We start from the raw sequence: 25,871 nt of genomic DNA, 5'->3' as shown, positions 1-25,871 counted from the left end.
GCACAGAGTCCAAGAAAATGGCTTGCATCGTGTTGAGCGCGGGCACCCGCCCGGGCTCAACACGTCTCGCAACGCGGTTACTGCGCGTGCGCTTTCAACCAAGCGTTGACCTCGTTATGCCACTGCACTGAGTTCTGCGGCTTCAAGATCCAATGATTTTCGTCCGGGAAGTACAGGAATTTGGACTCAATGCCCTGACGCTGCAGCGCCGTGAACAACGAGATGCCCTGCTCGACCGGCACACGGTAGTCCAAGGCGCCATGGATGACCAACGTCGGCAGCTTGAAGTTTTTCACATGATTGACCGGGTTGTGGTGCTCGTACTTCTCCGGCACGTCATAAGGCGTCCCGCCATGCTCCCACTCGTCGAACCAGAGTTCTTCCGTGGAGTAACCCATGAAGCGGCCATCGAAAATACTGGCGTGGCTGACGAGGCATTTGAAGCCATCGTTCCAGTTGCCGGCAATCCAGTTCACCATGTAGCCGCCGTACGATCCACCCAGCGCGCAAGCTTGATCGCCGTTCAGCCAATCGAACTGCGCGACGGCAGCGGCCTTGCCCTTCTTCAAGTCCTCGAGCGGCTTGCCGCCCCAGTCGCCCGAAATTGCATCCGTGAACGCCTGGCCATAGCCAGTTGAACCATGGAAGTTGATCGCGATGACCGCGAAGCCCATGCCAGCATAGGTCTGCGCATTCCAGCGATAGTGCCAGTCGTTGCCGAACGCACCCTGCGGGCCACCGTGAATCAAGAATGCCACCGGGTATTTCTTGCCCGGCTCGTAATTCCAAGGCTTCACCACATAACCCTGCACCGTCTCGTCGTTCCAGCCTTTGAACGTGTAGAACGTTGGCTCGCCCATTTTGACGTCGGCCAGCTTGTCGGAATTAAAGTTCGTCAGCGCCGTCAGTCCTTTCTTGTCGACGCGATAGAGCTGCGCCGGACCCGTCAGTGTGTGCACATTCGCGACCATCGTCTTGCCGGCGATGGTGTACGAATCGACATGGCCTTCGGCAATGACCTTGCTGACCTTGCCGGACTTCACGTCGATCGCAAACATCGGGTGCTGGCCCCAATCGTCGGCCGTTGTGTACAGCGTCTTGCCATCTTCGGACACGGTCAGCGGACCAGACGAGCGATCCCAATCCTGAGCGATTTCGCGCTTGCTGCCGGTACCAAGATCGAGCGCCGTGATCCACAGGCGATCCGCCTCAAACGTCGGCCGCTTCATCGCCGTGTAGTAAAGCGTTTTGCCATCAGGCGAGAAACTCGGATAATTGTCGAATGCGTCGTTCGCGTCGGTCAGATTCTTCGGCGCTGCACTGCCGTCGACGGGCGCGATGAACAGGTCGAGGTTCGTCGACCATGGTTCGGACTTGCCCGCAATACGTGCCGCGAACACGATCTGCTTGCCATCCGGGCTGAACGCGAACTCACCGGCATCGCCAAACGGCTTCGACGGTACATCGCCATCGATGCCCTTGCTGACCCAAGTCAGCGTCGACACGGCTTGCCCGTCTTGACCAATCTTGGCCAGGAACAACTGCGCACGGCGACCGTCTTTCCACGTATCCCAGTGGCGAATGAACAGCTTGTCGAACGTCTGGCCGGTGCTCTTGCGGCCTGCCTCGGCGTCAACGCGGCCTTTGGTGCAAGCCAGGTCGGCGCAATCCAGGAAGTGCTCGAAACTGAGCGCGAGGCTCTGGTTGTCGGGCGACAACAGGAATGTGGAGACATCGAGATCGTAAGCCGTAACCTGCTGGGCCTCGCCACCATTCAACGGCAGCTTCCAAACTTGCTGGCTGCCAGAGCGGGTCGACAGAAAGTAGAGGCTGGAGCCATCGTTCGACCAACGCGGGGTCACCGACGTCTGGCCTTTGGCAGTCACGCGACGCGCCGGCTTGGAACCGTCAGACGGTACCAGCCACAGGCTTTGTTGGCCTTTGTTGTTGTCGTAATCCGTTTCGCGCAGCTGAAACGCCAGCCATTTGCCGTCCGGCGACAACTGCGGATCCGCCGTGCGATCCAGCCGCACCAGATCGTCCACGGTAAAGCCGCGCGGCGCGGCCTGAACTGCCGACGTCAGAGCCAATAGCCCTGCCGCAAACCAAATTGCCTTCATGAGGAACCCTCCCAGAATGAGAACGCGCATCGTATCGGTTGGGGGGCCTGCTGCGAAAGTGGCTCTGGTCCTAGGAAATACCGAGCAACGGCTCGTTCTGGCCGGGCATTTCCTTTCGTGCGCCGACATGGATCTGATCGCAAGTAGCCCTCTCCCCAGCCCTCTCCCACTCGCGTGGGAGAGGGAGATCATTCCCTCCCCCGCGATCGCGGGGGAGGGCCAGGGAGGGGGCTACTTGCGACAAAACAACGCTGCGAAAGCATCAGGCCTCTTGGCCAACGGAGTCTGCCCGACGCGCGAGCCAGCACGCCAAAAAAAGCGTCCAAAACGCCTACTTCAACCGCCGCTGCCGCAATTCCAGCGCAACATCGAGCAAACTCCGCTCGCGCGCCTGTAACAACACAGTCAGGTGATACACCAGGTCGGCGGCTTCGCTGATCAGCGCGTCGGCGTCCTGGGCCACGCCGGCCAGTGCCGTTTCGACACCTTCCTCACCGACTTTCTGGGCGATGCGGCGGACACCGGCGTCGAGCAACTTCGTCGTGTAACTGCCCTCGGGACGATCGCGGACACGTTCTGCGATAAGTTGATCCAATGCGGCGAACTCCGCAATCGTCGGATCCAGTGCCGGGTCAAAGCAGGAGCGGCAGCCGCGGTGGCACGTTGGCCCATTCGGGCGCGCCAAGATCAACACGCTGTCCTGATCGCAATCGGTATGCAGCGACACGAGCGACAACACATGCCCGGACGTTTCGCCCTTCGTCCACAGCCGCTGCTTGCTGCGGCTGAAGAACGTGACCTGACCCGACTCCAGGGTCTTGGCGAGCGCCTCAGCATTGACGTAGCCCTGCATCAAGACGATGCCGGTATCGGCATCCTGCACGATGGCGGGCAGGAGCCCGTCGCCTTTGGCCCAGTCGAGTTCGGGGAGGATCGTGCTCATATGCGGATCGCGTGTCCTTGCGCTTCAAGGTGTCGTTTCAAATCGGGAATAGGCACGGCGCCACTATGAAAGACGCTCGCAGCGAGTGCGGCATCGACGTCGGCCTCGCGAAACACTTGGTCGAAGTGCGTGGCGTCGCCCGCCCCACCTGATGCCACCAACGGCACACTGCAGCGGCTCCGTACCGCTTGCAATTGCGCAATGTCGTAACCGCTGCGCACCCCGTCATGGGCCATGCAGTTCAGGACGATCTCGCCAGCACCGAGTGCCTGCACTTGCTCGACCCACTCCAACGTCTGCTCCGGCGCGCATTCAGTACGATCGGGATCACCCGTGTACCGGTACACGCGCCAAGCACCATCGCGCCACTGACTGTCGATCCCCACCACCACGCACTGCACACCAAACGCATCGGCGAGTTCTGATATCAACCTTGGTCGCAACAAGGCGGGCGTATTGATCGAAATCTTGTCGGCGCCGGCATACAACAGGCGCCGCGCATCTGCTACGGACCGAATGCCGCCGGCGACGCAGAACGGAATATCCAGGCGGTCCGACACGCGCTTGACCCATTCCGGGTCCGCGCTGCGGCCCTCGGGGCTCGCGCTGATGTCGTAAAACACCAATTCATCGGCGCCTTCATCACGATAGCGCTGAGCGAGTCCTTCGATGTCACCCATCACAACGTGATCCCTGAAACGCACGCCTTTGACCACCTGGCCATCGCGCACATCCAGGCACGGAATAATGCGTCGGCTTAACATTCGAGTGCATCCTGCAAGCTGAATTTGCCTTCCAGCAACGCGCGGCCAATAACGCAGCCGACGACGCCCGAGGTCTTCAGTGCGCGCAGATCATCCAGCGAACTGATGCCGCCAGACGCAATCAAACGCGCCCGCGTCTCGACGCGGCTCAACGTCTGATAGAGCGCGACATTCGGACCGGCCATCATGCCGTCGCGATCAATGTCGGTACACAGAAAATCGCGAAAACCCGCGCCCAGCAAATCGGCAAACCGCTCGCTCAGCCGGAAGCCAGAATCCTCAGTCCAGCCATGCACCGGCAATCGCCAGACATTCTGCTCATCGCGACGGGTATCGAGCGCAATCACGATCCGATCGAAGCCGTAGCGCTCGCCCCAGCGCGACACGCGCTCCGGGTCCTTGATTGCCAGACTGCCAATCACAATGCGACTGGCACCGATCGCGAGCAGCAGTTCGATGTCCGCCTCGCTGCGAATGCCGCCACCGACTTGCACATGCCCCGGAAAGCGATAAACGAGGTCGCGAATCAGCTCACGCTGCGTCGAGTGCCCATCTCTGGCCGCATCCAGATCCACCAGATGCAAGTGCTTGGCACCATCACGCCCAAACCGGTCCACCCACGCTTGGGGCTCATCGGTGAAAACAGTCTGCTGCGCGTAGTCGCCTTGTCTGAGCCGCACGACGCGCTGGTGTCGAAGGTCAATTGCCGGAATCCGAATCATGTCCTGATGCTCAAAAAGTTCTGCAGCAACCGCGACCCAACGAGCGCCGAGCGCTCTGGATGCAGCTGCGCGCCGAAAATGTTGCCCGCCCCCACGACTGCAGCAAACGCGCCGCCGTAGTCACAGGTCGCCAGTGTGCTCGGCCCCGGTGCCGCATGATAACTATGCACGAAGTAAGCATAGCTGCCCATGCTGATGCCGGCCAGGAGCGGGTGTGGCGCGGCAATGGTCAACTGGTTCCAGCCCATGTGCGGAATCCGTAGACCCGCAACGCGATCAAAGCGACGCACAACGCCCGGCAACAATCCAAGACAACGCGTGTCACCCTCTTCGGAATGTTCGAACAGCAATTGCATGCCCACGCAGACGCCGAGCAAGGGCTGGGTCAGCGTCGGGATCAGGTCGATCAGACCATTGCTCTTGAGCGTGGCCATCGCCGCGGCCGCCGCTCCCACCCCCGGCAGCACGACATGCGTCGCACGCCGGATTCGCTCTGGGTCGGCGGTCATACAGGCCTCGACCCCCAAGCGCGCAAACGCTGCCTTGACCGACTGAATATTCGAGCCACCACTTTCGAGCAGCACCACATCGATCGTCATAAGCTGCCCTTGGTGCTCGGCAAGTCACTGCCTTCACGGCGTACAGCGTCACGCAGGCATCGGGCCAGCACCTTGAAGCACGCCTCGACCATATGGTGGTTGTTGTCGCCGCGGACACTGAGGTGCAAATTCGCGCCCAGGGTTTCGCAGAACGAGCGGAAAAAGTGCGGCACCAATTCGGTCGGCAAATCCCCCACCTGCTCGCGCGTAAATGCGCCATCGAACACGAAGTACGGTCGGCCAGACAAGTCGAGTGCCGCCTGCGCGAGCGACTCGTCCATCGGCAGCGTGAACGCGTAGCGCTGAATTCCGCGCTTGTCGCCCAAAGCCTGCCGGAGCGCCTGCCCCAGCGCAAGCGCCGAGTCCTCGACCGTGTGGTGCTCGTCCACGTGCGTATCGCCCGCGCAGATCAACGTCAGTGCGAACCCGCCATGCTTGCCGATTTGTTCCAGCATGTGATCAAAGAACGGCAGCCCAGTGGCAATCTCTGGCTTCGCAACCCGATCCAGGTCCACCGTGACGCGAATGCGCGTCTCGGCGGTGTTGCGCTCGAGCGTCGCGCGCCTGGGGCCCGCGGTCAGTGCGTCAACAATCTCCGGCCAACTCATGAAATCCGGGCCAAGCCGAAAACCGCGAACGCCCAGATTGCGCGCGAGTTCCAGATCGGTGGCGCGATCGCCAATGACGACACTCCGATCGAAATCCATCACGCCACCACGAAGGTACGGCAACAACATGCCGATTCCCGGTTTACGATTCGGCGAGTTCTGGTGTTCGAAATGCGGATCGATGTGAATCGCCGAAAACTGAATGCCTTGGCTGGTCAGAATTTCGAGCAGCAGCTGTTGTGGCGGCTCAAACGTGTCGGTCGGAAACGACTCCGTGCCGAGACCATCCTGATTGCTCACCATGACAAATTCGTATCCGGCGTCCCGCAACGCACGCAGCGATGGAATCACTTCCGGCACCAGTCTGAACTTGCTCAGCGCGTCGATCTGAAAATCCGCGGGCTCTTCGATCAAGGTGCCATCGCGATCCAGAAATGCGATTTTCCTCGCCATGTCAGGCGGCCTCCGTGCGTACCAATGGTGACGTTGCCAGATCACATCCGAGCGCTGCCAGCAGCGCGTCGTTTTCGGCCGGTGTGCCGATACTGATTCGAAGCGCGTCGCCAAGACCCGGGTACTTTTGCAGCGAGCGCAGCACGATCCCCTGGCTGAGCAGGTCCTGATACAACGCTGCGGCATCCAGACAACGCACCGCCAAGAAATTGGCGTCTGACGGGAGCACGGCCGTCAGCAACGGGCTGTCCGCCAAGCGTGCCCGTAATCGTTCGCGTTCTGCATTCATCATGGCAATGCGTTCGGCAGTACGTGTCAGTGCAGCGGGCGCAAGTACCGACAAGCCGCGCGCGACCGAACTCTGTGGCAGCGGATAGGGCGCCATGATTTTCTGCAGGAGTGCGATGATTTCGGGTGCGGCAATTGCAATCCCCAATCGTTCGCCTGCCAAACCATGCGCTTTGCTAAGCGTGCGCAGCACGACCAAATGTTCGGCCTCGGGCAACCGGGTCAGCGCGCTCGGCGTGTCGGCAAATTCCTGATAGGCCTCGTCCACCACCAGCACGGCGCGTCCGCGAGTCGCCGCGAGCATGGCATCGAGCACCGGCGTCGGCACGACTTGTCCGGTTGGGTTGTTCGGCGAACACAAATAGACGAGCTTGATCTGCCCCGCTTGATCGCTTGCCAACGCGGCCAATGCATCATCCAGCGGATACGCGAACGCCGCCGTTGCCGACGCTGGCACCTCCAGCACACGCGCGTTCTGGATGCGTGCACACACCGCGTACATCCCAAACGTTGGGGGGCTGATCAACACCGCATCCTCGCCCGCCCGGCAGAATGCACGGGTCAGCAAATCGATGGCCTCATCGCTGCCGCGTCCGACCAAACACTGCGGCGGCGTCACGCCGAGATACTGCGCCACCGCAGCGCGCAGTGCGTCTGGTTGGGGCTCTGGGTAGCGATTGCACGGTTCACCATCGATGGGTGACGTCGGAGCTTCATTAGCGTTCAGGAAGATCCGACCACCGGCGGCTTCCATCCGGGCCGAACTGTACCCGGTCATCGCCAGAATATCGGGACGGGCAAGATTCAGAATACTCATAGCGCCTCCATGCGGACCCGCACCGCGTTCGCGTGCGCCTGCAAGCCTTCGGCCTCGGCCAAACGAATCGCACACGGCCCGATCGCTGCCAGACCCTCGCGCGTCAGTTGTTGCACCGTAATTGCCGTCTGAAAGCTCAGCACGGATACCCCGCTATACGCCCGCGCCATGCCGGCCGTTGGCAACACGTGATTGGTGCCAGAGCAATAGTCGCCGACCGACTCCGGCGCGTAGTCGCCGAGAAACACCGAACCTGCGTGCCGCACCAATGGCATCAATGCCTGTGGATCGCGCACGGCAAGAATCAAATGCTCCGGTGCATAGCGATTGCTCAGCGCCACCGCTTCCGCCAGCGAATCCACCAGAACCGCACGGCTGTTCTGCAATGCCTGGGTGGCCACGTCAGAACGCGACAGCGTCGCGACTTGCTTGTCGACTTCGACGCACACCGCCTTGAGCAAGTCCGGGCACGGTGACAGCAGCATCACCTGTGAATCCGGGCCATGTTCGGCCTGTGACAACAGGTCGGCCGCGACAAACGCGGGGTTCGCACCGCGGTCGGCGACCACGAGCACCTCGGACGGCCCGGCGGGCATATCGATTGCCGCGCCTTCGAGGTCGGCGGCGACCACCATCTTCGCCTCGGTGACATAGCTGTTGCCGGGCCCAAAGATCTTGGCGCATTTCGGCACCGATTCGGTACCGTAGGCCATCGCCGCGATCGCTTGCACGCCGCCGAGTTTGCAGACGAGATGAATCCCGAGCTCGCGCGCCACAAACAGCACGGTCGGATCGACGCGCCCGGCTTTGTTAGGCGGCGAGCACAGCACCACCCTTCCGACACCAGCGAGCGCCGCTGGCACGCCGAGCATGATCGCGGTCGACGGCAAAGGCGCAGAGCCCGCTGGCACATAGAGGCCGACGGTGTCCAACCCGCGATACACACGCTCGCACCTCACGCCGGGCGCCGTCTGCACGACTTGCGGCTTCGGCGCGGTCTCGGCATGGAACTGCCGCACGCGCCCGATCGCTTCGCGGATCGCCGCGGCGAGATCGTCTGGAATCGCCGCCACGGCCTCATCGAACTCGGCATCCGTCACCGTTAAGCGCTGCAGTTCGACGCCGTCAAAGCGCCGCGTCAGCAGGCGCAGTGTATGGTCGCCATCGATGCGGACCTGATCGATCAAGCGCACCACTTCGGCACGCCGTGCCGCGCGATCGCGCGGCTGCGGTCGGCTCAGCAGCAGGTCGCGCGCGTCCTCGTCCAGACTGGCCCATTCGCGAATCGGCAACGTACTCATGCGAGCATCCGCTCCACCGGCAGCACCATCAGATTCCGCGCGCCCGCACCTTTCAGCCGCTCCAGTTCTGCCCAGTCGAGTGCCGAGCGGACGACGGCTTGCAGGCACAGTTCGTCGCGATCCTCATCGGATGACAGCACACTGGCCATCGCATCCTTGGGCAACGCCAGTTTGACCTCAGACAAGTCGGCACGAGCGAGCTGCATCAACAGCAGCTTGGTTTCGCGCACCGCCATGACGCCGTCTAAGCGGCGCAGCAGCAAGTCCAACACGGGCGCGCGTTCGTCGACAAAGTCGAGATCGGCCGCAGCCAGCACGGCTTCACTCTTCAGGATCACCGCCGTCTCTTTCAGCTGGTTCGCGGCCAATGTAGCCCCCGAGCTGACCAAGTCGCAGATGACTTCGGCCTTGCCAAGCTTCGGCGCGATTTCGACGGAGCCGGACAACACGACGATGTCGGCCTGCACCCTATTTTCGCGGAGATAGTTCGCGAGCAACGCCGGATAGCTCGTCGCGATCTTCCGTCCTTGCAGTTGCTCCGGACCGACCCAGGGTTCTTCCTGCGGCACCGCGATCGCCAATCGGCAGCCACCAAAGCCCAAGGCACGGACTTCGCACAGAGCACTGCTGCCAGCTTCGGCGACCTGGGCCAGACGCTGTTCGGCCAACACGTTTCGACCAACGAATCCGAGATCACAAGTACCTTCAGCGATCAGCCCCGGAATGTCGTCGTCGCGAACGAGCAGCAAGTCAACTGCATGCGTCTCTCCGAAACAGAACAGCTTGTCCCGACTTTGCCGGAAGCGAAACCCGCATTGTGCGAGCAATTGTTGAGACGCATCGGCCAGGCGGCCGGATTTCTGCACAGCGATGCGTAGGCGATCGCGGGTTTTCATGGTGAGACCTTGTCTTGGGATTCGTTGGACTCGAGACGCTGCAGGGCGAGCCGATAGCCCCCTGTGCCGAACTGCAACGTGCGCGCCACCCTGCCGATCGTGGTGACACTGACGGCCGTCTGATCGTGGATTTCGCGGTAGGGCTCTTGCCGAAGCAAATGCGGCAACACTCGGAACCGATCGACCATGGCCTCGAGCTCGGCGGGCGTGCAGAGGTCGGTCAGCAGGGCTTCGAGCTCGGCGTTGGTCTGCATCGCACGCAGCGCACGCAGCAGCTCGCCACGACCCCATTCGCGGGACTCATCGACGGTGACAAAGCGCTTTTTCATGGGTGCGGCGTTCGGGGCTGCTTGGACAGGGCGCTAATGTACTAGCGCGTTAGTACATTGGCAAGATGCAAACCACGATCATTCACAGATCAAACACCGACTCTCGGTTAGACTTTTCAGTAATTCTTGAACGTTCTTGATATCAACACTTTGATGGAAGTCAAAACGCATGAACCTTACCCCCTTGGTTCAATCCTTTGTGCTCCACTTTGGCGAAATGGGCTCGCGCTGGGGCATCAATCGCACGGTCGGCCAGATTTACGCGCTGCTCTACGTCAGTGCCCGACCGCTGAATGCCGATGAAATTGCCGAGTCACTGGGCTTCTCGCGCTCCAATGTCAGCATGGGCATGAAAGAGTTGGAGTCGTGGCGCCTCGTTCGGCTGCTGCATCTGCCGGGCGATCGCCGCGAGTATTTCGCCGCGCCAGAAGATGTGTGGACCATCTTCCGAACCCTGGCCGACGAACGCCGCAAACGCGAGGTCGACCCCACACTCAGCATGCTCAGAGACGCCCTGCTGCACCATCCCGACAACGAACCTGATCGTCATGCCCAAGGCAGGATGCGGGCGATGTACGAGCTGATTGAGTTGTCGACGAGTTGGTTCAACGATCTGCAGCAACTCGACGAGCGCACACTCAGGCAGCTGATGAAGATGGGCGCGGCCGCGCAAAAGCTCCTGCTGATGAAAGACAAGCTCACAGAGCCGATCGGCCGCAAGTCAAAGGAGGACGCCAAATGAGCGACATCGACCCCACCCTGCTGCACCGACTGCAATTTGCCGCCAACATCAGCTTTCATATTCTGTTTCCGACGATCACCATCTCGCTCGCCTGGGTGCTGCTGTTCCTGAAGTGGCGCTTCCATCGAACCGGGTCCGAGCACTGGATGGATGCGTATCGGTTCTGGGTCAAAGTATTCGCCCTGAGCTTCGCATTAGGCGTCGTCAGCGGCATCACCATGAGCTTTCAGTTCGGCACGAACTGGCCTGGATTTATGCTCAAGGTCGGTAATGTCGCGGGCCCATTGCTTGCGTATGAAGTCCTGACCGCGTTCTTCCTGGAAGCGAGCTTCCTCGGCATCATGCTGTTCGGCCTCTCCCGGGTCGGCCATCGCATCCACACCGTTGCCACCGCACTGGTCGCGATCGGCACCAGCTTGTCCGCGTTCTGGATTTTGGCCCTCAACTCCTGGATGCAGACACCGACAGGTCACGAAATGCGTCCCGATGCGACCGGCCAACTTGTCGCCCATGTCGTGAGCTGGTCAGCCGTGATCTTCAACCCGAGCTTTCCGTACCGGATGCTGCACATGCTGGTCGCGAGCGGCATTACGTCAGCCTTTCTGATTCTGGGCATCAGTGCGTATCGATGGCTGCAGCAGCAGCGCGGCACCGATGTCCAGGTGATGCTTCGTCTCGGCGCCTGGATGGCGGTGTTGCTGGTACCGACCCAAATGCTGCTGGGCGACCTGCATGGTCTGAACACGCTGCGTCACCAGCCCGCCAAGCTGGCCGCCATGGAAGGCATCTGGGAGACGACGAATGGCGCGGATGCGGTGCTGTTGGCATGGCCCGATGCCAAGACACGCAGCAATCACTACGAAGTCGCGATTCCGAATCTCGCGAGCTTCTATCTGACGCATGACTGGCAGGGCGAAATTAAAGGCCTGAACGACTTTCCGGACACCCATCCGCCCGTCGCGCCCGTGTTCTTTGCGTTCCGCATCATGGTCGGAATGGGCGTGCTGATGTTGCTCACGGGCCTTTATGCGTTCTGGCGCTGGAAGCCTTGGCGACGACTGGATCCGGCGCGCCTCGATCAGTACCCCAAACTCCTGCGCGTGCTCGCTTGGATGAGTTTCTCCGGCTGGATCGCGACGTTGGCAGGTTGGTACGTGACCGAGATCGGCCGCCAGCCCTGGCTGGTCACGGGCATTCTGCGGACCGAAGACGCACGCGCCACGATCCCCACGCCGATGGTGCTCAGTACGCTACTGATCTACCTGGCCGTCTATATGTTCCTGCTGATCGCGTATATCGGCGTGATCCGCCATTTGGCGCGCAAGCAGACTACCGTGGCCATGCCAACCGGAGCGACCTCATGAGCGGGCACGCATTGCAATCATTCAACGACTGGCTACCCGTGATCTTCGCCGCCGTGATGGGTTTGGCAATTCTCGCCTACGTCATTCTCGATGGCTTCGATCTGGGTATCGGCATCTTGCTGCCATTAGCCGACGACGGCGACAAGGACTTGATGGTCAGCGCAATTGGTCCGTTCTGGGATGCCAACGAAACGTGGTTAGTGCTGGGAGTCGGCGTGCTGCTGGTCGCGTTTCCGTTGGCGCACGGGGTGATTCTAGGCGCGCTGTACCTGCCTGTCGCAATCATGCTGGTCGGATTGATTCTGCGCGGCGTGTCGTTTGATTTTCGCAGCAAGGCACCCGAGCCGGAGCGTCCACGCTGGAACCGGCTATTCGCGCTGGGCTCGTTGATCGCCGCAATGGCACAGGGCTACATGCTCGGCCGATATGTGCTGGGCTTTGAACAAAGCGCCACAGCGTACGGTTTTGCCGCGTTGATCGCGCTGTGCCTGCCATCCGGCTACATGCTGCTTGGTGGCACCTGGCTCATTCTGAAATGCGAAGGCGCCCTGCAGCTCAGGGCGGTGGTCTGGTCACGACGCGCGCTGATTGGGGTCGCGCTCGGCGTGCTGCTGATTTCCTTGGCGACGCCTTGGGTTAGCAGCCGTATCGCCGAGAAGTGGTTCAGCCTGCCCTATCTATTTCTGCTGATGCCCATTCCGCTGACCACACTGCTGGTATTTTTCATTACCGACCGCAGCCTGCGCCGTTTGCCCGAGCGCCTGGGCAAACAGAACGCCTACGGCGATTGGGTACCGTTCGCAGCGAGCGTCGGCATTTTCATGCTAGCGTTCTACGGACTCGCGTACAGCGTGTTTCCGTTTCTCGTCATCGACCAGATCGACCTGTGGCAAGCCGCGAGCGCGCCCGAGTCGCTCAAAGTGATTCTGTACGGCACGCTGTTCGTACTGCCCGTCATAGTGGCCTACAGCTGGTACACGTTCCGCGTGTTCAAGGGCAAGACCGGGTTGCTGCACTATTGAGTGTTGCTGACTGCGAGTCCGGATGACGTCCGGGCTCGCACCACTCGGAATATCGGTCCCCGCCCCGCGCGATGCACTAGGGGCAATCGGCTGCGCCAATGCTGACCCGCACGATCAGGTCGCCGTTCTTGTCCATGTATTGCTTGACCAACGTCAGCCCAGAGCGCGCGAAGGCGTCTTTCATTGACTGCATTTCGCGGCAGCTGTCCGAGATCGACGCCTTGCGAAGCGCGTCGGCGAACATCTCTCGGTCTTGGCCGATCTCGATGCTCCGCATGCTGACCGTCGACACGACGGCGTTCCCCTCGGACTCGATGCGGTCGATGAACATGTCATCCCCAAGATCGACGGGAAAGGTCATGCTGCCATGCGCCTTGGCAACCACCATCTCGGCAGTGATGCGCTCTGGTCCGTTCACCAGCCGCATGATCAACATTCCAAGCACCGCAATCGCGGCGAGGACAACGACACGCTTCAACACAGGACCTCTCGAAATGGGCAATGACTCATGGTTTTGATGCGTGACGCCCATTCGAACTTACGACGCCACGCTTGCCGTTCGCGCCTCAGGCAAACAACGTTTGCAGCGCACGACCGGGATCCGGCTCGCGCATAAAGGCTTCGCCAATCAAGAACGCGTGGATATCGGCCGCCTGCAGCGTGGCGACGTCGGCGCGGGTATGAATCCCACTCTCGGCGACAAAGATCCGGTCCTTGGGACATGCCGTGACGAGATCCAGGCTGGTCGACAAGCGCGTCTCGAACGTCCGCAGATTGCGGTTGTTGACGCCCATCAGTGTCGCCGACGTGGTTAGCGCTCGGGCGAACTCATCGGCATCATGCGCCTCGATCAAGGCGTCCATGCCAAGGCGCTGCGCAAGCTCCGCGAATTCTTGTAGCCGGGAATCCGGTAGTGCGGCCACGATCAGCAGAATGCAGTCTGCACCGAGCGCACGAGCTTCGTAGATTTGATAAGCATCGATCGTGAAATCCTTCCGCAAGACCGGTAGCTGGCATGCCGCCCGAGCTTGTTGGAGATAAGCATCGCTGCCCTGAAAAAAGTCGACGTCAGTGAGCACGGACAAACAGGCCGCACCACCGGCTTCGTATTGCTGAGCAATCTCGGCGGGCACGAAGCGCTCGCGCATGACGCCTTTGCTAGGCGACGCCTTCTTGACCTCCGCAATAACGGCTGGCTGCCGCGCGGCCACGCGCGTCGCGATGGCCTGCGCAAATCCACGCGTCGGCAATTGGTCCATCGCCCGCGCTTGAACGTCAGCCATTGCCACAACGGCAGAACGGGCGGCCACTTCCTCACGCTTGCGCGCCAGAATGCGTTCCAGAATATCGCTCACGACTTGCCTCCCTGGCGCCGACTGACGGTGATGTAGTCTTGTAATTTGCGACTGGCTGCACCACTGCTCATGGCCGAGCGCGCGGCGGCGATGCCTTCCTGAATCGAACCGACACGCTGCGCGGCATAGAGCGCCGCGCCGGCATTCAGGGCGACGATCTCGCGCGCCGGCCCCGGCTCGCCGGCCAACGCTGATTGCAGCATCTGCATCGACTCTTTGGGGTTTAGGACCTTCAGCTTGCGACTCGAACTCATTGCAATCCCAAAGTCTTCCGGGTGAATTTCATACTCGCGGATTTCGCCCTGATTGAGTTCGCCCACGAGCGTGCTGCCGCCGAGCGTGATCTCGTCCATACCATCGCGGCCGTAAACGACGAGCGCGCGTTCGGCACCGAGGCGCTGCAGCACGCGGACTTGAATGCCAACTAGATCCGGATGAAAGACGCCCATCAGAATGTTCGGCGCGCCCGCAGGGTTGGTCAGCGGCCCGAGAATGTTGAAGATCGTCCGCACGCCAAGTTCTTTGCGCACGGGCCCGACGTTGCGCATCGCTGGATGATGAATTGGCGCAAACATGAATCCAGCGCCGGTCTCCGTCATCACGGCCGCAACCTGTTCGGGCTGCAGTTCGATGACCGCACCAAGCGCCTCCAGCACATCAGCGGCACCCGATTTCGAACTGACCGAGCGATTGCCGTGCTTCGCCACCCGGGCACCGGCTGCTGCCGCCACAAACATGCTGGCAGTCGAGATATTGAACGTGTGCGCGCCGTCACCGCCGGTGCCGACGATATCGACCAGGTTGTGTCGATCCGGCAATTCGACCTTCGCGGCGAACTCGCGCATGACTTGCGCCGCGCCGGCGATCTCGCCAATCGTTTCCTTCTTCACCCGGAGACCCGTGAGGATCGCCGAAACCATGACGGGCGACACCTCGCCGCGCATGATCTGACGCATCAGATCAACCATCTCGTCATGGAAGATCTCGCGGTGTTCGATTGTCCGCTGCAGCGCTTCTTGGGCAGTAATGGGCATTAGCGCCCCCGCACAAAATTGTCGAGCAACTGCAAGCCGGATCGCGTCAGAATCGACTCCGGATGAAACTGCACGCCCTGAATCGGCAACTCGCGATGGCGTAGCCCCATGATCTCGTCAAAGCTGCCGTCCGCATGCTCCGTCCAGGCCGTCACTTCCAAACACGCTGGCAGCGAGGCGTGCTCGACCACCAGCGAGTGATAGCGCGTGGCTTCGAACGGCTGCGGGAGACTGGTGAATACGCCTTGCCCGCGATGGTGAATCATCGATGTCTTGCCGTGCATGATCTGCTTCGCGCGGATGACCTTGCCGCCAAACGCCTGGCCAATGCTCTGGTGCCCGAGGCACACGCCGAGAATCGGAAACCGAGTGCCAAGTTGCTCGATGAGGGTGAGCGAAATGCCGGCCTCGTTGGGTGTGCAAGGCCCGGGCGAGATGACAATGCGGTCTGGATTCAGCGCCGCGACTTCGGCCACGGTGAGTGCATCATTGCGATACACGCGCACGTCCTCACCCAATTCCCCCAGATACTGCACGAGGTTGTAAGTGAAGCTGTCGTAGTTGTCGATCATCAAGAGCATAGTGCCGGACCAAGCCTGGAAAGCTGCTCAGGCTCGCCGCCCGGAGGGAGCTTGTCAAGATCGGTTTGGGCATAAAGGCCCGGCAACCTGCCTTTTGGCGGTCTGCCGGGCCGGCGGGATCATGACCCTACTGCATTCAGGCCGCCGCCTTCACGTGGGCTTCAAGCAAGCTGACGACCTTCGCAGTCACTTCCGCTGTACTGCAGCGCCCACCCAAATCGCGCGTCAAGAATCCCTCGGCAATGGCCTTGGCGACCGCTCCCTCAATGGCATCTGCTGCTTCCTCCTGTGCAAAGCTGTGCCGGAGCATCATCGCCGCGCTCAGAATCGTGCCCATCGGATTCGCGACACCCTGCCCCGCAATGTCGGGTGCCGAGCCATGGATGGGCTCGTAGAGTGCCGGGCCATGATCGCCGGAAGAACTCGACGGCATGACGCCAAGCGAGCCGGCAATGGCCGCCGCTTCGTCGGTCAGCACATCGCCAAACAGGTTCTCGGTGACGATCACATCGAAGTCGCGCGGTCGACTGACCAGATACATCGCCATCGCATCGACCAGCAGATGTTCAATGGCCACGTCAGGGAATTCCGCCGCCATGATTCGCGTGACCGTCTCACGCCAGAGCCGCGACGTCTCCAGCACGTTCGCTTTGTCGACCGAGCACAACCGACTGCGCCGAGTGCGCGCGAGGCGCGCGGCCTGCCGGGTCACCCGCTCGATCTCGGCGACCGTATAGCGGCATTCGTCAATAGCAGCGCCGCCTTCGCGCGCCTTGCGTCCGAAATAAATCCCACCCGTCAACTCACGCACCACGACCAGATCAGTGCCTTCGATCCGCTCGCGCTTCAACGGTGACGCATCGAGCAGCGCCTCATGCACCTTGAGTGGCCGCACATTCGCATACAAGCCGAGCGCCTGGCGCAAAGCGAGCAACCCGGCCTCGGGTCGAATCGCAACTGGCACGTTCGCCCATTTCGGGCCGCCCACCGCGCCGAGCAAGATCGCGTCCGCCTGCTGGCAGGCTGCCAGCGTGGTGGCTGGAAGTGGTTCCTGGTGGGCGTCGATCGCAGCACCACCAAATGCATGCTCCGCAAACTGTAGATCCAGATGAAAGCGGCGATCAACCGAGCGCAGCACCGTGACGGCGGCCGCGGTCACCTCCGGGCCGATACCGTCGCCTCCCAACACGACAATCTGACGGCTCACGCGGCCCTCCGGGTTTCAAAGGCCGAGATCAGTTCGGCACGTTGCAACAAATAGCCCAGCTCATCGACGCCATCGAGCAGACAAGCACGCGCAAAGCCATCGATCTTGAACGGCACCGTCAAGTCGCCAGCGCGAATCTCTTCGGCTTGCAAATCAATCGTCAGCGGTGCCGCCGCACGGGCATGCAGGGCCTGCCATTGCTCCGGTGTCACGACTATCGACAGCAGGCCGTTCTTCAACGAGTTGTTGCGGAAAATGTCGGCGATTCGGGTACTGATGACGGCGCGAATGCCCGCGTCGAGCAACGCCCAGGGTGCGTGCTCGCGCGACGAGCCACAACCGAAGTTGTCTGCTGCCAAGAGAATCAGGGATTGATCTGCGGGCAGCCGATTCAGAAAGAAGTCTGGATTCGGGCTGCCGTCCACCTGGTAGCGCCAATCGTTGAAAGCAAATTTACCCAGACCTTCACGCGCCGTCGTCGTCAGAAAACGGGCGGGAATGATCTGATCGGTATCGATATTGGTGATGTCCAGCACATGCACGGGTGCGGAGATGGATCGAATCGCCTTCATGCTGCCGCTCCCTGAAATGCGCGCGGATCCACGATCGCACCCGCTACCGCCGACGCCGCCGCAGTGGCCGGACTGGCCAAAACGGTGCGGACCCCTTTGCCTTGCCGACCCTCGAAATTGCGATTGCTCGTGCTGACCACGAGTTGCCCTGGCTTCGCGATGTCGCCGTTCATGCCGATGCACATCGAACAGCCCGGCTCGCGCCATTCCGCACCGGCAGCGCGAAAGACCTCGTGCAGACCAGCGGCCTCGGCGTCGCGCTTGATCTGCTCCGAACCTGGAACCACCAGCATGCGCACGCGCTCGGCAACGCGTCGACCGCTGAGCACGGCCGCAGCCGCTTGCAAGTCAGATAAGCGTGAGTTCGTGCAGCTGCCGACAAAGACCACGTCCACGGGCACGCCGAGCATGCTTTGCCCGGCTTGCACCTGCATGTAATCCATCGCCTTGCGCGTGGCCGCATCTTTCGCCTCTGGCAAGCGATCTCCCAACGCCACGACTTTGCCCGGGTCGGTGCCCCACGTCACGCTCGGCGTCACCGCCGCGGCATCTATGGTCACGACCTTGTCGAAACGCGCATCAGGATCGGTCTGCAATGCCGACCAGGCAGTGGTAGCACGATCCCAATCGGCACCAGACGGCACTTCGGGACGACCTTTCAGCCAGTCAAACGTGACCTGATCGGGCGCGATCAAACCGGCGCGCGCCCCCATCTCGATCGACATGTTGCAGACCGTCATGCGCTCTTCCATCGTCAACGCGCGAATGGCCGGCCCCCGGTACTCCACCACGTGGCCCGTGCCGCCCGCGACGCCCATGTGTCCGATGATGTGCAAGATCAGGTCCTTGGCGCTGACGTCTGCCGGTAGCGTCCCGGTCACGTCGATGGCCATGGTCTTCGGTTTTTGCTGCAACAAGCACTGCGTCGCCAGAACGTGGCCAACTTCAGTCGTGCCGATGCCGAACGCCAACGCCCCAAACGCGCCATGCGTGCTCGTGTGCGAATCACCGCAGACGATGGTCATGCCGGGCTGCGTCCGGCCAAGCTCAGGCGCCATCACATGCACGATGCCACGTGCTGGCGAATCGTAGTCATGAATCGCGACACCAAACTCCCGACAGTTCTCCCGGAGTTGCTGCACCTGCGCTTCGGTGGCGGCATCGAGATACGGCGGCTTGCCGCTGGCATCGGCTGGCAAGGTGGGCGTCGAGTGATCAAGCGTGGCGACGGTTCGCGCCGGCTGGCGCACGGGTAAGCCATTGGCGCGCAACACGCTGAACGCCTGGGGCGAGGTCACTTCATGAATCAGATGCAGATCAATGTAGAGCACACCCGGCCGGCCATCTACCGGCGCTTCAACCAAGTGTGCGTTCCAGATCTTGTCAAACAAGGTCGTTCCGGACATGCGATCAGGTTCCTGTTGCTTTCAGATTTCGTTGCCGCGCCGCAGTCACCGATACGACGCGATTGATCGCATCGACCAGCGCGCGCGCCGAGGCCTCAATGACATCGGTGCTCACCGATTGCCCACGATACTCGCGCCCTTCGAACTGCACGCGCACATTCGCGCGTCCCTGGGCATCGCCGCCCTGAGTCACGCTCTGTACACTGTAGTCGATCAGTTTGAAGCTCAGTTGCGTCGCACGGGCGGTCGCACGAGCAATCGCATCGATCGGGCCATCACCGACTGCAGCTTCGCGCACCACGTGATTGTCGGCGCTGCGCAGGCTGATGCTGGCAGTCGGTTCGGCGCTGTTGCCGACGGCGGTGCTCACATGCAGGCTGTGCAATGTCCAAGGCTGGGTGTCATTCGGATCCACACCCAGATACAACGCCTCCAGATCGGCATCAAAGACTTCTTTCTTGCGATCGGCCAGATGTTTGTAACGCACCATCAGCGGCTCAACTTCCGCTTCATGCACATCGTAACCCAGCTGACTCAAGCGGTCTTTCACGGCGGCTCGACCACTGTGCTTGCCGAGAATCAGTTGCGAGCCCGGTACGCCGATGTCTTCCGGCTTCATGATCTCGTACGTACTGCGATCGGCAATCATGCCGTGCTGATGAATGCCCGACTCATGGGCAAACGCATTCTGCCCCACAATCGGCTTATTGCGCGCAATGGGCTGGGCGATCAGGGAGCTGAGCGTGCGCGCCGCACCGTAGATCTTTGGCGTGACGATGCGGGTGTGAACGCCGAACTGGTCCGCCCGGGTCCGCACCGCCATGACGATTTCCTCCATCGCCGCGTTGCCTGCGCGCTCGCCGATACCGCCCAGCGTGCACTCAATCTGGCGGGCACCCGCCTCAACACCGGCGAGACTGTTTGCCACCGCCAGACCCAAGTCGTTATGGCAATGCGTGCTGATCACCGCATGCTCGATGCCGCGCACCTCACGGCGGAGCAAACGAATCAACTCCCGATACTCGCTCGGCGTCGTAAAGCCCACGGTGTCGGGCACATTGATGGTCCGCGCACCGGCTGCGATCGCCGCCGAAAACAGTTCGACCAGAAAGTCGGGTTCGGCACGTGTGGCGTCTTCGGCGCTGAATTCCACATCGGCGCAGCGCGCTCGTGCCTGGCGGACGCCCTTGACGGCGCGCTCAACGACTTCCGCTCGACTCATCTTCAGCTTCATCTCGCGGTGAATGGGACTCGCTGCGATAAAAACATGAATGCGGCTCGATGCCGCAGGCAAGATCGCAGCGGCGGTGGCTTCGATATCGGCCTCGTTGCAGCGCGCCAGACCGCAGACAGTCACGCCCTGGGCAAGTTGCGCAATCGCGTGGACGGCATCGAAATCGTCCTGCGAGGCATTCGGGTAGCCCGCCTCGATGACATCCACCCCGAGTTGCACCAGGGTTTCGGCCATACGGAGCTTCTGCATTCGATTGAGGCTGCAGCCCGGGCTCTGTTCGCCGTCGCGCAAGGTGGTGTCGAAAATGATCAGTCGGTCAGTCATGTCATCGATTGCTCCAAAAGAAAAACCCCGCATCGTTGCCGGTGCGGGGTTTTGGTGATCCGGTGCGCGTTTGTCGCTTACAGCACCATCCAACCCCGCGATGTGCGAAGGCTAAGAAGGAGGCCAATAATTCGCGCAGAACGGCGCGCGCGATCCGGTTGGATCGCCGTCGTTGCGGCCGTCAGCGGTTGCGAGAGGTGCGTCATGGGTTCGAAACTCTCACGCTGCGCTGCGTCACGTCAAGGCATGTCTTATAACGATTGCAACGGGTTAGGGTCCCCGGAACCGGGCGATTTTGCGTACGGCAAGATCGTTTCGGGACTGACGGTCACCCTACAAAGCACGGTTTTCTGATGGGATCGGCTGCAGTCTCGAATCGACCTCGCCGCAAGCTGGATTCGGGCCTGAAAGCGCTCCTACAGAAAGCGAACAGGCCTGAAGGCCATCCCACAAGAAGCGAACACGCTTGCCACAGTTCACGTTTTGGCAAACCACTCGGCAACCAACTCCGGCACCACGCTAACGGCTGTGCCACACCGAAACCGATATCCTGGCGGCAAAGTATCGACTTCCGGTGCAACCAGCACTTTCTCGGCATGGTCACCGGCATGGTGCACCAGTCCCGCCGCCGGATAAACCGACAAAGACGTCCCGATCACCAACACTTTGTCGGCTGCCGCAAACAGCGCCGCAGCAACATCTAAGTGCTGAACCGATTCACCAAACCACACGATATGCGGACGCAGTTGGCTGCCCAACTCGCAATGATCGCCCAAATCGATTGTTGGCTTGCTGAGCGGGTACACCAAACGCGGATTTACGGTGCTGCGCGCCTTCAGGATCTCGCCATGAACATGCAGGATTTGAGTTGATCCAGCGCGCTCGTGCAGATCATCGACGTTCTGCGTGACGATCTGAACATCGAATTTTGCTTCGAGCGCCGCAATGGCCAGATGCGCTGCATTGGGCTTGGCGTCCAGCACCGCACGCCGCCGTTCGTTGTAGAAGGACAGCACGACATCAGGTCGACGACGCCAGCCTTCCGGAGACGCCACCTCCTCAAGCGCATACTCGCGCCACAGTCCGCCCATATCGCGAAAAGTCCGAAGACCACTCTCGGCGCTAACACCTGCACCGGTAAACACGACAATCTTTGACCGGCTCATGCGTTTGGCCCTGAATATTCGATAGCACCGGGCGTAGACCGCATCATTCGCCCCGGAACTCTTGCCGCAATTTTCGCCACGCGATCACAGCGAATACCAATGCAACAACTCCTACGATCAACCAGATCCAAGGATTCGGCAGACGATTGCCCGCATACTCAATCGTATCGGGATCGCTTTCCAGGTAGCGAATCGGGATCGACCCACCCTGACTCAGTCGTCGCACCAACTCGGACGGCAAATACTTGTCTGCCACTTGAATGGTGCCGGTATCGGTTTGGTACGACACATCAGCGCGCATGGCATCAAACTGTTGCACTTTCGCGGCGCGCTCGAGATCAGGGTCGTTGCCAACCATGACGGCTGCCCGGCCATCCCACCAGAACTCAAGGTTTTCATAGGCTGCCATCCCACCAAGCAGCAAACTTGAGCCAGCCATGACGCACATGGCTGCTACAAAACTGACTTTGCCCACTAACCCACTCCCAGGATTCCAGATCGGGACAGGTAGTCTATTCCTGGTCGGTACAAGTTCGATAGGCGACCAGATCGACCCGCTGCCCCCATGACTTCCGGCCCGCTTGCGTTCTGATCGGACATCTCCTACAAATGTCGTACGACACCTGTCGTAGATCAGACCCGAGGCCCTTTGCCCCATGAGCCAAGCCGAAACCGAAGACCTGAGCCCGTTGAGCGGCCTGCAACTGGAAATCCTGCGCGCCATCTGGAAGCGCGGTGAAGCCAGCACCAGCGACGTCGCGGCCGAATTGGCCGAAAGCCGTGATTTGGCGCATACCACCGTGGGCACCTTGTTGAACCGCCTGGAAAAGCGGGGCCTGATCCGATCACGCCGCGACGGCAAACATCTGATCTATCACGCATCCGTCGCCGAGTCCGACATCAAGCGTTCGATGGTGTCCGAGTTTCTCGACCGCCTGTTTGGCGGCGATGCGAATGCACTCGTTGCACACTTGGTTAGTGAGCAGGAGGTCAAGGCCGCCGATCTGAACGCGGTGCGAAAACTGTTGCAGGATCAGGAGCAGAGCCATGACTGAACTCCAGCATCTGGTGTGGTGGTTTGCCGCGGTGTGGATTCTCTCCTGGCTCTGCCAAGGCGTCATGCATCGGTTTGGCAGCCATGGGCAACCGGGTAGTCATGCGCTGGAGTGGCGCTGGCGGTTCGCATTGTTCGCGCCCGTGTTGATTGCAACGCTGGCTTTGTTTTGGCCAAACGCGTGGCGGCCTTTTGCGATCGAGGGACTGTCGGTTGCTGAATCGAATCGGGACATGGCGGCGGACGTGCCGGCGGTCAGCGCGACTTGGCCGACACCGAACCACGCTGCGTCCATTCGCACGGTGTCGGATGCACAAAGCGGCATGCTGCCCGCTTGGCAAGCGCGCCGGTTAGCTGAAGAGGCCCAGCTTGCGGCACAACGCGATGCCCGTCGCGCCCAGTCAGCCGCCGCTCGAAACGTGACTTTGCTGCCCGGCGCCGCCCCGAGATCGACACGACCCACCGCCTCCCCGATTCGCCGCGACTCGACCGCACCGACAGAATTGTCGGTCATGTGGCTCCGCCTGCTTGCTGCCGGGTCACTCGCGTGGGTACTGCTCCAGGTCATCCGGCTGGCGCGCCAAGCCTGGCATCTCAACCACGTCACACGCCGCCTGCCCGACCCGAATCATCCAGAACTCGAGCGCGAATTGACCGTGTTGGCGCGTCGCTTGCGCGTTCGTGAGCCGGAGCTTCGTGCGGACCCGCATTGGCTGAGCCCAGCGCTCGTTCCGATCCGTTTGCTGCGCCTGCCCTCGTGGGTGCTCTCGCTGCGCGATCCGGGAACACGACAGGCCGTACTCGCACACGAATTGGCGCACCTGCAGCGACGTGATCCGATGTGGCGTCTGGCGACGCTGCTCGTCACACGGGTGTGGTGGACGCCTTGGAGTCGGCACGCGAGTCTAGAACTGGAAGCATTTGCGGAACGTCATGCCGACACGATGGCGGCGCAATGCCTCGGTGATGGCAAAGCCCTCGCCCATGCGCTGTTGGCATGTGCCGAGCAAGTTGACCAACAGCACCAACAAAGCCTCGCGCTCACCATGCTGTCTGATGAAGGCAGCCTGCTGAAGCGCGTTCAATCCTTACTGCAAGGGAGCACGATCATGAACAAGGAACGTCCCAACACACGCTGGCAACACGGCACGGCGGTCGGCCTCATCCTGAGTGCCGCCATCTTGATGCCGACACTGAGCCACTCCGAAGCGCAGCGCAGCCATGACGCGACAACGCCCGTTGCTGAGGCAGTGCCAATCAGCGCCCCAGCGCCAATTCCGGCCCCCAAGCCGACGAACGCAACCCCAAGGACGGCGCCCGCGCCAACTCCGTCTCCAGCTCCCAAGCCGACGCCAGAGCGGGCGCGCTTGGCGCCAATGGCGGCAACGGCGCCTTTGGCTGCAACGGATGCGATCGCACCGCCTGCACCGTCTCCCGGCACGCCAGGCCGCTCTGCCAGGGCGTTCGGAGCACCGCCAGCCCCGCCGGCACCACCACGTCCGCCATCACCACCAAGTCCGCCATCACCGCCGAGCCCGCCAACTGGCTTTGCACCACCCGCACCACCGGCACCACCAGCACCACCGACACCACCGTCACCGCCAGCGCCGCCGGCGCCCCCGGCCGACAGCAGGTACAGCTCAATCCGGATCAGCGATTCAGACGCCCTCTGGTTTGGCGCCTCGCAATCGATCGAGCTCAGCAATGACAACGAATCGCTAAGCCTTGTCGGCAGGGGCGAGTACGAGTTCAATGACGCCGAAAGCGACGTTGTTCGCATGAGCAAGGGCGCACGCCTGTCGATCACGCATGAGCACGATGGCGTTGAGCGCGAAGTGGAATTCCGCGAAAACAACGGCACCATCCAGCGTCGCTTCTGGGTCGATGGCGATGAGCAGACATTTGACGCGCGTGCCACGACGTGGCTCGGCCAGACGCTGCCAACGGTCGTCAAAGAGTCGGGCTTTAACGCCGAACCGCGCGTCAAGCGCTGGCTCACGCAAGGCGGTGTCGCGAACGCCATATCGCAAATCAAGAGCATCAATAGCGATTATGGGCGGCGCGAGCATTTGGTTGCCTTGGCCAAGAACACGAATCTGAGTGGCGCAACATTGAACCAAGTGGTTGATGTCGCCGCGGATACCAGTTCGGATTACGAGTTCCGAAGCAGCATCGAAGCGCTGTTTGCCCACAGCACGTTTGGCGATTCGGAACTGGCGCATGTCTTTCAGTTGACGGCCAAGCGCACGTCGGATTTCGAAAAGCGCACCTTGCTCGAAAATGCGAGCGATCACTTGGGCGCTCGACTTATCGGTTCTGAAGCCTGGTTTGCAGTCATCGAGTCGATGACTTCCGACTTCGAACGCCGCACCGCGCTCGAAAGCCTTCTGGAGCTTCAACCCAAGGATGGGACCCAGATTCTGCGCGTACTGGCGGCAACGAAACTGATTGAATCGGACTTCGAAGCCCGCACGCTGTTGCAACAGGTTGCCCCGCTGCTGCCCGCCTCAGCGGCGGTCACCGAAGCCTTTGGTCAGGCCATCAGCCGTCTCGACTCAGACTTCGAGCGCCGCGAAGCGCTGCTGAGCCTGATCGACCAAGGTGACATGGATGCATTGCGCACCAAGACAGTGCTCGATGCGGTTCGAGCCATGGGCTCCGACTTCGAGCGCCGCGAAGTGCTGACCGAACTCGCGCCCGTGATGCCCTCGGACCCAGAAACCCGGTCCGCGTTCATGGCGGTGACCGCAGAAATGAGCACCTTCGAGCGCAATGAAGCCGAAGCGGCGTTGGCACGCGTGAACTGACGCGCCAATCTGCCCCCTCCGCCCACGACGCCGGTCAGGCTCCGCCAGGCCGGCGTTCTCGTATTCGGGCGCCCCGCATTTGCGGTGAACTGCCCGTCTTCACGATCGTTGGATTGACTGCACAAGGCCGGGCCCGCTACTGTCGCTTGATCTTTTCATCGCG

At 61.4% G+C, this 25,871-nt stretch carries 25 protein-coding genes; 5 read left to right on the top strand and 20 right to left on the bottom strand.

Going from position 1 to position 25,871, the window contains the following annotated elements:
- Positions 1–77: 77 nt before the first annotated feature.
- From C7S18_RS06785 to C7S18_RS06740, 10 genes are all read right to left on the bottom strand, one after another.
- Positions 78–2,120, bottom strand: coding sequence for a S9 family peptidase (locus tag C7S18_RS06785; RefSeq protein ID WP_106893943.1), 2,043 nt, complete (start codon positions 2,118–2,120; stop codon positions 78–80).
- Between the two features lie 331 nt (positions 2,121–2,451).
- Positions 2,452–3,063: a bifunctional phosphoribosyl-AMP cyclohydrolase/phosphoribosyl-ATP diphosphatase HisIE gene (gene hisIE, locus C7S18_RS06780; protein ID WP_106890845.1), complete on the bottom strand. Its 612-nt coding sequence runs from the start codon at positions 3,061–3,063 to the stop codon at positions 2,452–2,454.
- The gene (hisF, locus tag C7S18_RS06775; protein ID WP_106890844.1) at positions 3,060–3,827 is read right to left on the bottom strand and encodes an imidazole glycerol phosphate synthase subunit HisF; all 768 of its coding nucleotides are present in this window, start codon (positions 3,825–3,827) and stop codon (positions 3,060–3,062) included. Before hisF ends, hisIE begins: the two co-directional genes overlap by 4 nt.
- The gene (hisA, locus tag C7S18_RS06770; RefSeq protein ID WP_206207991.1) at positions 3,821–4,549 is read right to left on the bottom strand and encodes a 1-(5-phosphoribosyl)-5-[(5-phosphoribosylamino)methylideneamino]imidazole-4-carboxamide isomerase; all 729 of its coding nucleotides are present in this window, start codon (positions 4,547–4,549) and stop codon (positions 3,821–3,823) included. Before hisA ends, hisF begins: the two co-directional genes overlap by 7 nt.
- The gene (hisH, locus tag C7S18_RS06765; RefSeq protein WP_170113150.1) at positions 4,546–5,148 is read right to left on the bottom strand and encodes an imidazole glycerol phosphate synthase subunit HisH; all 603 of its coding nucleotides are present in this window, start codon (positions 5,146–5,148) and stop codon (positions 4,546–4,548) included. The genes hisA and hisH overlap by 4 nt, the downstream gene beginning before the upstream one ends.
- A complete protein-coding gene (gene hisB, locus C7S18_RS06760) occupies positions 5,145–6,209 on the bottom strand; it encodes a bifunctional histidinol-phosphatase/imidazoleglycerol-phosphate dehydratase HisB (protein ID WP_106890843.1) in 1,065 nt (354 codons plus the stop codon). The genes hisH and hisB overlap by 4 nt, the downstream gene beginning before the upstream one ends.
- 1 nt (position 6,210) lies before the next feature.
- Positions 6,211–7,314, bottom strand: coding sequence for a histidinol-phosphate transaminase (hisC, locus tag C7S18_RS06755; protein ID WP_106890842.1), 1,104 nt, complete (start codon positions 7,312–7,314; stop codon positions 6,211–6,213).
- On the bottom strand, positions 7,311–8,606 hold the full coding sequence (hisD, locus tag C7S18_RS06750; RefSeq protein ID WP_206208026.1) for a histidinol dehydrogenase: 1,296 nt from the start codon (positions 8,604–8,606) through the stop codon (positions 7,311–7,313). The genes hisC and hisD overlap by 4 nt, the downstream gene beginning before the upstream one ends.
- A gap of 5 nt (positions 8,607–8,611) precedes the next feature.
- Positions 8,612–9,511: an ATP phosphoribosyltransferase gene (hisG, locus tag C7S18_RS06745; RefSeq protein ID WP_106890840.1), complete on the bottom strand. Its 900-nt coding sequence runs from the start codon at positions 9,509–9,511 to the stop codon at positions 8,612–8,614.
- A complete protein-coding gene (locus C7S18_RS06740; RefSeq protein ID WP_106890839.1) occupies positions 9,508–9,840 on the bottom strand; it encodes a YerC/YecD family TrpR-related protein in 333 nt (110 codons plus the stop codon). The genes hisG and C7S18_RS06740 overlap by 4 nt, the downstream gene beginning before the upstream one ends.
- A gap of 169 nt (positions 9,841–10,009) precedes the next feature.
- Here C7S18_RS06740 and C7S18_RS06735 point away from each other — a divergent pair, with 169 nt between their 5' ends.
- Genes C7S18_RS06735 through C7S18_RS06725 form a run of 3 tightly spaced genes read left to right on the top strand, consistent with a single transcriptional unit; the run spans position 10,010 to position 12,968 of the window.
- Entirely contained in the window at positions 10,010–10,582 is a 573-nt protein-coding gene (locus tag C7S18_RS06735) for a GbsR/MarR family transcriptional regulator (RefSeq protein ID WP_106890838.1), read from the top strand.
- On the top strand, positions 10,579–11,946 hold the full coding sequence (locus C7S18_RS06730; protein ID WP_106890837.1) for a cytochrome ubiquinol oxidase subunit I: 1,368 nt from the start codon (positions 10,579–10,581) through the stop codon (positions 11,944–11,946). Before C7S18_RS06735 ends, C7S18_RS06730 begins: the two co-directional genes overlap by 4 nt.
- Complete coding sequence (locus tag C7S18_RS06725) at positions 11,943–12,968, top strand: cytochrome d ubiquinol oxidase subunit II (protein ID WP_106890836.1); 1,026 nt, start codon at positions 11,943–11,945, stop codon at positions 12,966–12,968. Before C7S18_RS06730 ends, C7S18_RS06725 begins: the two co-directional genes overlap by 4 nt.
- Positions 12,969–13,044: 76 nt before the next feature.
- Here the strand turns inward: C7S18_RS06725 and C7S18_RS06720 are convergent, their stop codons facing one another.
- The 10 genes from C7S18_RS06720 to C7S18_RS06675 all read right to left on the bottom strand — a co-directional run bounded on the left by C7S18_RS06720 (position 13,045) and on the right by C7S18_RS06675 (position 22,286).
- Positions 13,045–13,449, bottom strand: coding sequence for a hypothetical protein (locus C7S18_RS06720; protein WP_146151798.1), 405 nt, complete (start codon positions 13,447–13,449; stop codon positions 13,045–13,047).
- An 85-nt stretch (positions 13,450–13,534) separates the two neighbouring features.
- The gene (trpC, locus tag C7S18_RS06715) at positions 13,535–14,323 is read right to left on the bottom strand and encodes an indole-3-glycerol phosphate synthase TrpC (protein WP_106890834.1); all 789 of its coding nucleotides are present in this window, start codon (positions 14,321–14,323) and stop codon (positions 13,535–13,537) included.
- Positions 14,320–15,357 carry an anthranilate phosphoribosyltransferase gene (gene trpD / locus C7S18_RS06710; RefSeq protein ID WP_106890833.1) on the bottom strand — a complete coding sequence of 346 codons (1,038 nt, stop codon included), beginning with the start codon at positions 15,355–15,357 and terminating at the stop codon, positions 14,320–14,322. The genes trpC and trpD overlap by 4 nt, the downstream gene beginning before the upstream one ends.
- Complete coding sequence (locus tag C7S18_RS06705) at positions 15,357–15,938, bottom strand: anthranilate synthase component II (RefSeq protein ID WP_106890832.1); 582 nt, start codon at positions 15,936–15,938, stop codon at positions 15,357–15,359. The genes trpD and C7S18_RS06705 overlap by 1 nt, the downstream gene beginning before the upstream one ends.
- A gap of 136 nt (positions 15,939–16,074) precedes the next feature.
- Positions 16,075–17,145, bottom strand: coding sequence for a 3-isopropylmalate dehydrogenase (gene leuB / locus C7S18_RS06700; protein ID WP_106890831.1), 1,071 nt, complete (start codon positions 17,143–17,145; stop codon positions 16,075–16,077).
- Entirely contained in the window at positions 17,142–17,717 is a 576-nt protein-coding gene (gene leuD / locus C7S18_RS06695; protein ID WP_106890830.1) for a 3-isopropylmalate dehydratase small subunit, read from the bottom strand. The genes leuB and leuD overlap by 4 nt, the downstream gene beginning before the upstream one ends.
- A complete protein-coding gene (gene leuC / locus C7S18_RS06690; protein WP_106890829.1) occupies positions 17,714–19,123 on the bottom strand; it encodes a 3-isopropylmalate dehydratase large subunit in 1,410 nt (469 codons plus the stop codon). Before leuC ends, leuD begins: the two co-directional genes overlap by 4 nt.
- A 4-nt stretch (positions 19,124–19,127) precedes the next feature.
- Entirely contained in the window at positions 19,128–20,681 is a 1,554-nt protein-coding gene (locus C7S18_RS06685) for a 2-isopropylmalate synthase (protein ID WP_106890828.1), read from the bottom strand.
- A gap of 476 nt (positions 20,682–21,157) precedes the next feature.
- Positions 21,158–21,847 (bottom strand): Sir2 family NAD-dependent protein deacetylase, encoded by a 690-nt coding sequence (locus C7S18_RS06680; RefSeq protein WP_106890827.1) that lies wholly within the window; start codon positions 21,845–21,847, stop codon positions 21,158–21,160.
- A gap of 43 nt (positions 21,848–21,890) precedes the next feature.
- Entirely contained in the window at positions 21,891–22,286 is a 396-nt protein-coding gene (locus C7S18_RS06675) for a hypothetical protein (RefSeq protein WP_106890826.1), read from the bottom strand.
- A gap of 217 nt (positions 22,287–22,503) precedes the next feature.
- Between C7S18_RS06675 and C7S18_RS06670 the strand changes: the two genes are divergently transcribed.
- A complete protein-coding gene (locus C7S18_RS06670; protein WP_106890825.1) occupies positions 22,504–22,902 on the top strand; it encodes a BlaI/MecI/CopY family transcriptional regulator in 399 nt (132 codons plus the stop codon).
- Positions 22,895–25,708: a M48 family metalloprotease gene (locus C7S18_RS25105; protein WP_206207989.1), complete on the top strand. Its 2,814-nt coding sequence runs from the start codon at positions 22,895–22,897 to the stop codon at positions 25,706–25,708. The genes C7S18_RS06670 and C7S18_RS25105 overlap by 8 nt, the downstream gene beginning before the upstream one ends.
- Positions 25,709–25,871: the final 163 nt, after the last annotated feature.

Origin of the sequence: Ahniella affigens (assembly GCF_003015185.1) — a bacterium.
In the GTDB taxonomy this organism is placed as follows: Bacteria; Pseudomonadota; Gammaproteobacteria; order Xanthomonadales; family Ahniellaceae; genus Ahniella; species Ahniella affigens.
This window is presented reverse-complemented; position numbering and strand designations above follow the sequence as displayed.

Bases quoted from the DNA above. Each gene is read 5' to 3' on its own strand.
- leuC (WP_106890829.1), bottom strand. From the start codon at position 19,123: ATGTCCGGAACGACCTTGTTTGACAAGATCTGGAACGCACACTTGGTT.
- hisA (WP_206207991.1), bottom strand. From the start codon at position 4,549: ATGATTCGGATTCCGGCAATTGACCTTCGACACCAGCGCGTCGTGCGG.
- leuD (WP_106890830.1), bottom strand. From the start codon at position 17,717: ATGAAGGCGATTCGATCCATCTCCGCACCCGTGCATGTGCTGGACATC.
- C7S18_RS25105 (WP_206207989.1), top strand. From the start codon at position 22,895: ATGACTGAACTCCAGCATCTGGTGTGGTGGTTTGCCGCGGTGTGGATT.
- hisC (WP_106890842.1), bottom strand. From the start codon at position 7,314: ATGAGTATTCTGAATCTTGCCCGTCCCGATATTCTGGCGATGACCGGG.
- C7S18_RS06735 (WP_106890838.1), top strand. From the start codon at position 10,010: ATGAACCTTACCCCCTTGGTTCAATCCTTTGTGCTCCACTTTGGCGAA.
- C7S18_RS06670 (WP_106890825.1), top strand. From the start codon at position 22,504: ATGAGCCAAGCCGAAACCGAAGACCTGAGCCCGTTGAGCGGCCTGCAA.
- C7S18_RS06730 (WP_106890837.1), top strand. From the start codon at position 10,579: ATGAGCGACATCGACCCCACCCTGCTGCACCGACTGCAATTTGCCGCC.
- hisF (WP_106890844.1), bottom strand. From the start codon at position 3,827: ATGTTAAGCCGACGCATTATTCCGTGCCTGGATGTGCGCGATGGCCAG.
- C7S18_RS06675 (WP_106890826.1), bottom strand. From the start codon at position 22,286: ATGGCTGGCTCAAGTTTGCTGCTTGGTGGGATGGCAGCCTATGAAAAC.
- hisIE (WP_106890845.1), bottom strand. From the start codon at position 3,063: ATGAGCACGATCCTCCCCGAACTCGACTGGGCCAAAGGCGACGGGCTC.
- hisB (WP_106890843.1), bottom strand. From the start codon at position 6,209: ATGGCGAGGAAAATCGCATTTCTGGATCGCGATGGCACCTTGATCGAA.
- C7S18_RS06685 (WP_106890828.1), bottom strand. From the start codon at position 20,681: ATGACTGACCGACTGATCATTTTCGACACCACCTTGCGCGACGGCGAA.
- hisH (WP_170113150.1), bottom strand. From the start codon at position 5,148: ATGACGATCGATGTGGTGCTGCTCGAAAGTGGTGGCTCGAATATTCAG.
- C7S18_RS06785 (WP_106893943.1), bottom strand. From the start codon at position 2,120: ATGAAGGCAATTTGGTTTGCGGCAGGGCTATTGGCTCTGACGTCGGCA.
- C7S18_RS06725 (WP_106890836.1), top strand. From the start codon at position 11,943: ATGAGCGGGCACGCATTGCAATCATTCAACGACTGGCTACCCGTGATC.
- trpD (WP_106890833.1), bottom strand. From the start codon at position 15,357: ATGCCCATTACTGCCCAAGAAGCGCTGCAGCGGACAATCGAACACCGC.
- C7S18_RS06680 (WP_106890827.1), bottom strand. From the start codon at position 21,847: ATGAGCCGGTCAAAGATTGTCGTGTTTACCGGTGCAGGTGTTAGCGCC.
- hisG (WP_106890840.1), bottom strand. From the start codon at position 9,511: ATGAAAACCCGCGATCGCCTACGCATCGCTGTGCAGAAATCCGGCCGC.
- C7S18_RS06740 (WP_106890839.1), bottom strand. From the start codon at position 9,840: ATGAAAAAGCGCTTTGTCACCGTCGATGAGTCCCGCGAATGGGGTCGT.
- C7S18_RS06705 (WP_106890832.1), bottom strand. From the start codon at position 15,938: ATGCTCTTGATGATCGACAACTACGACAGCTTCACTTACAACCTCGTG.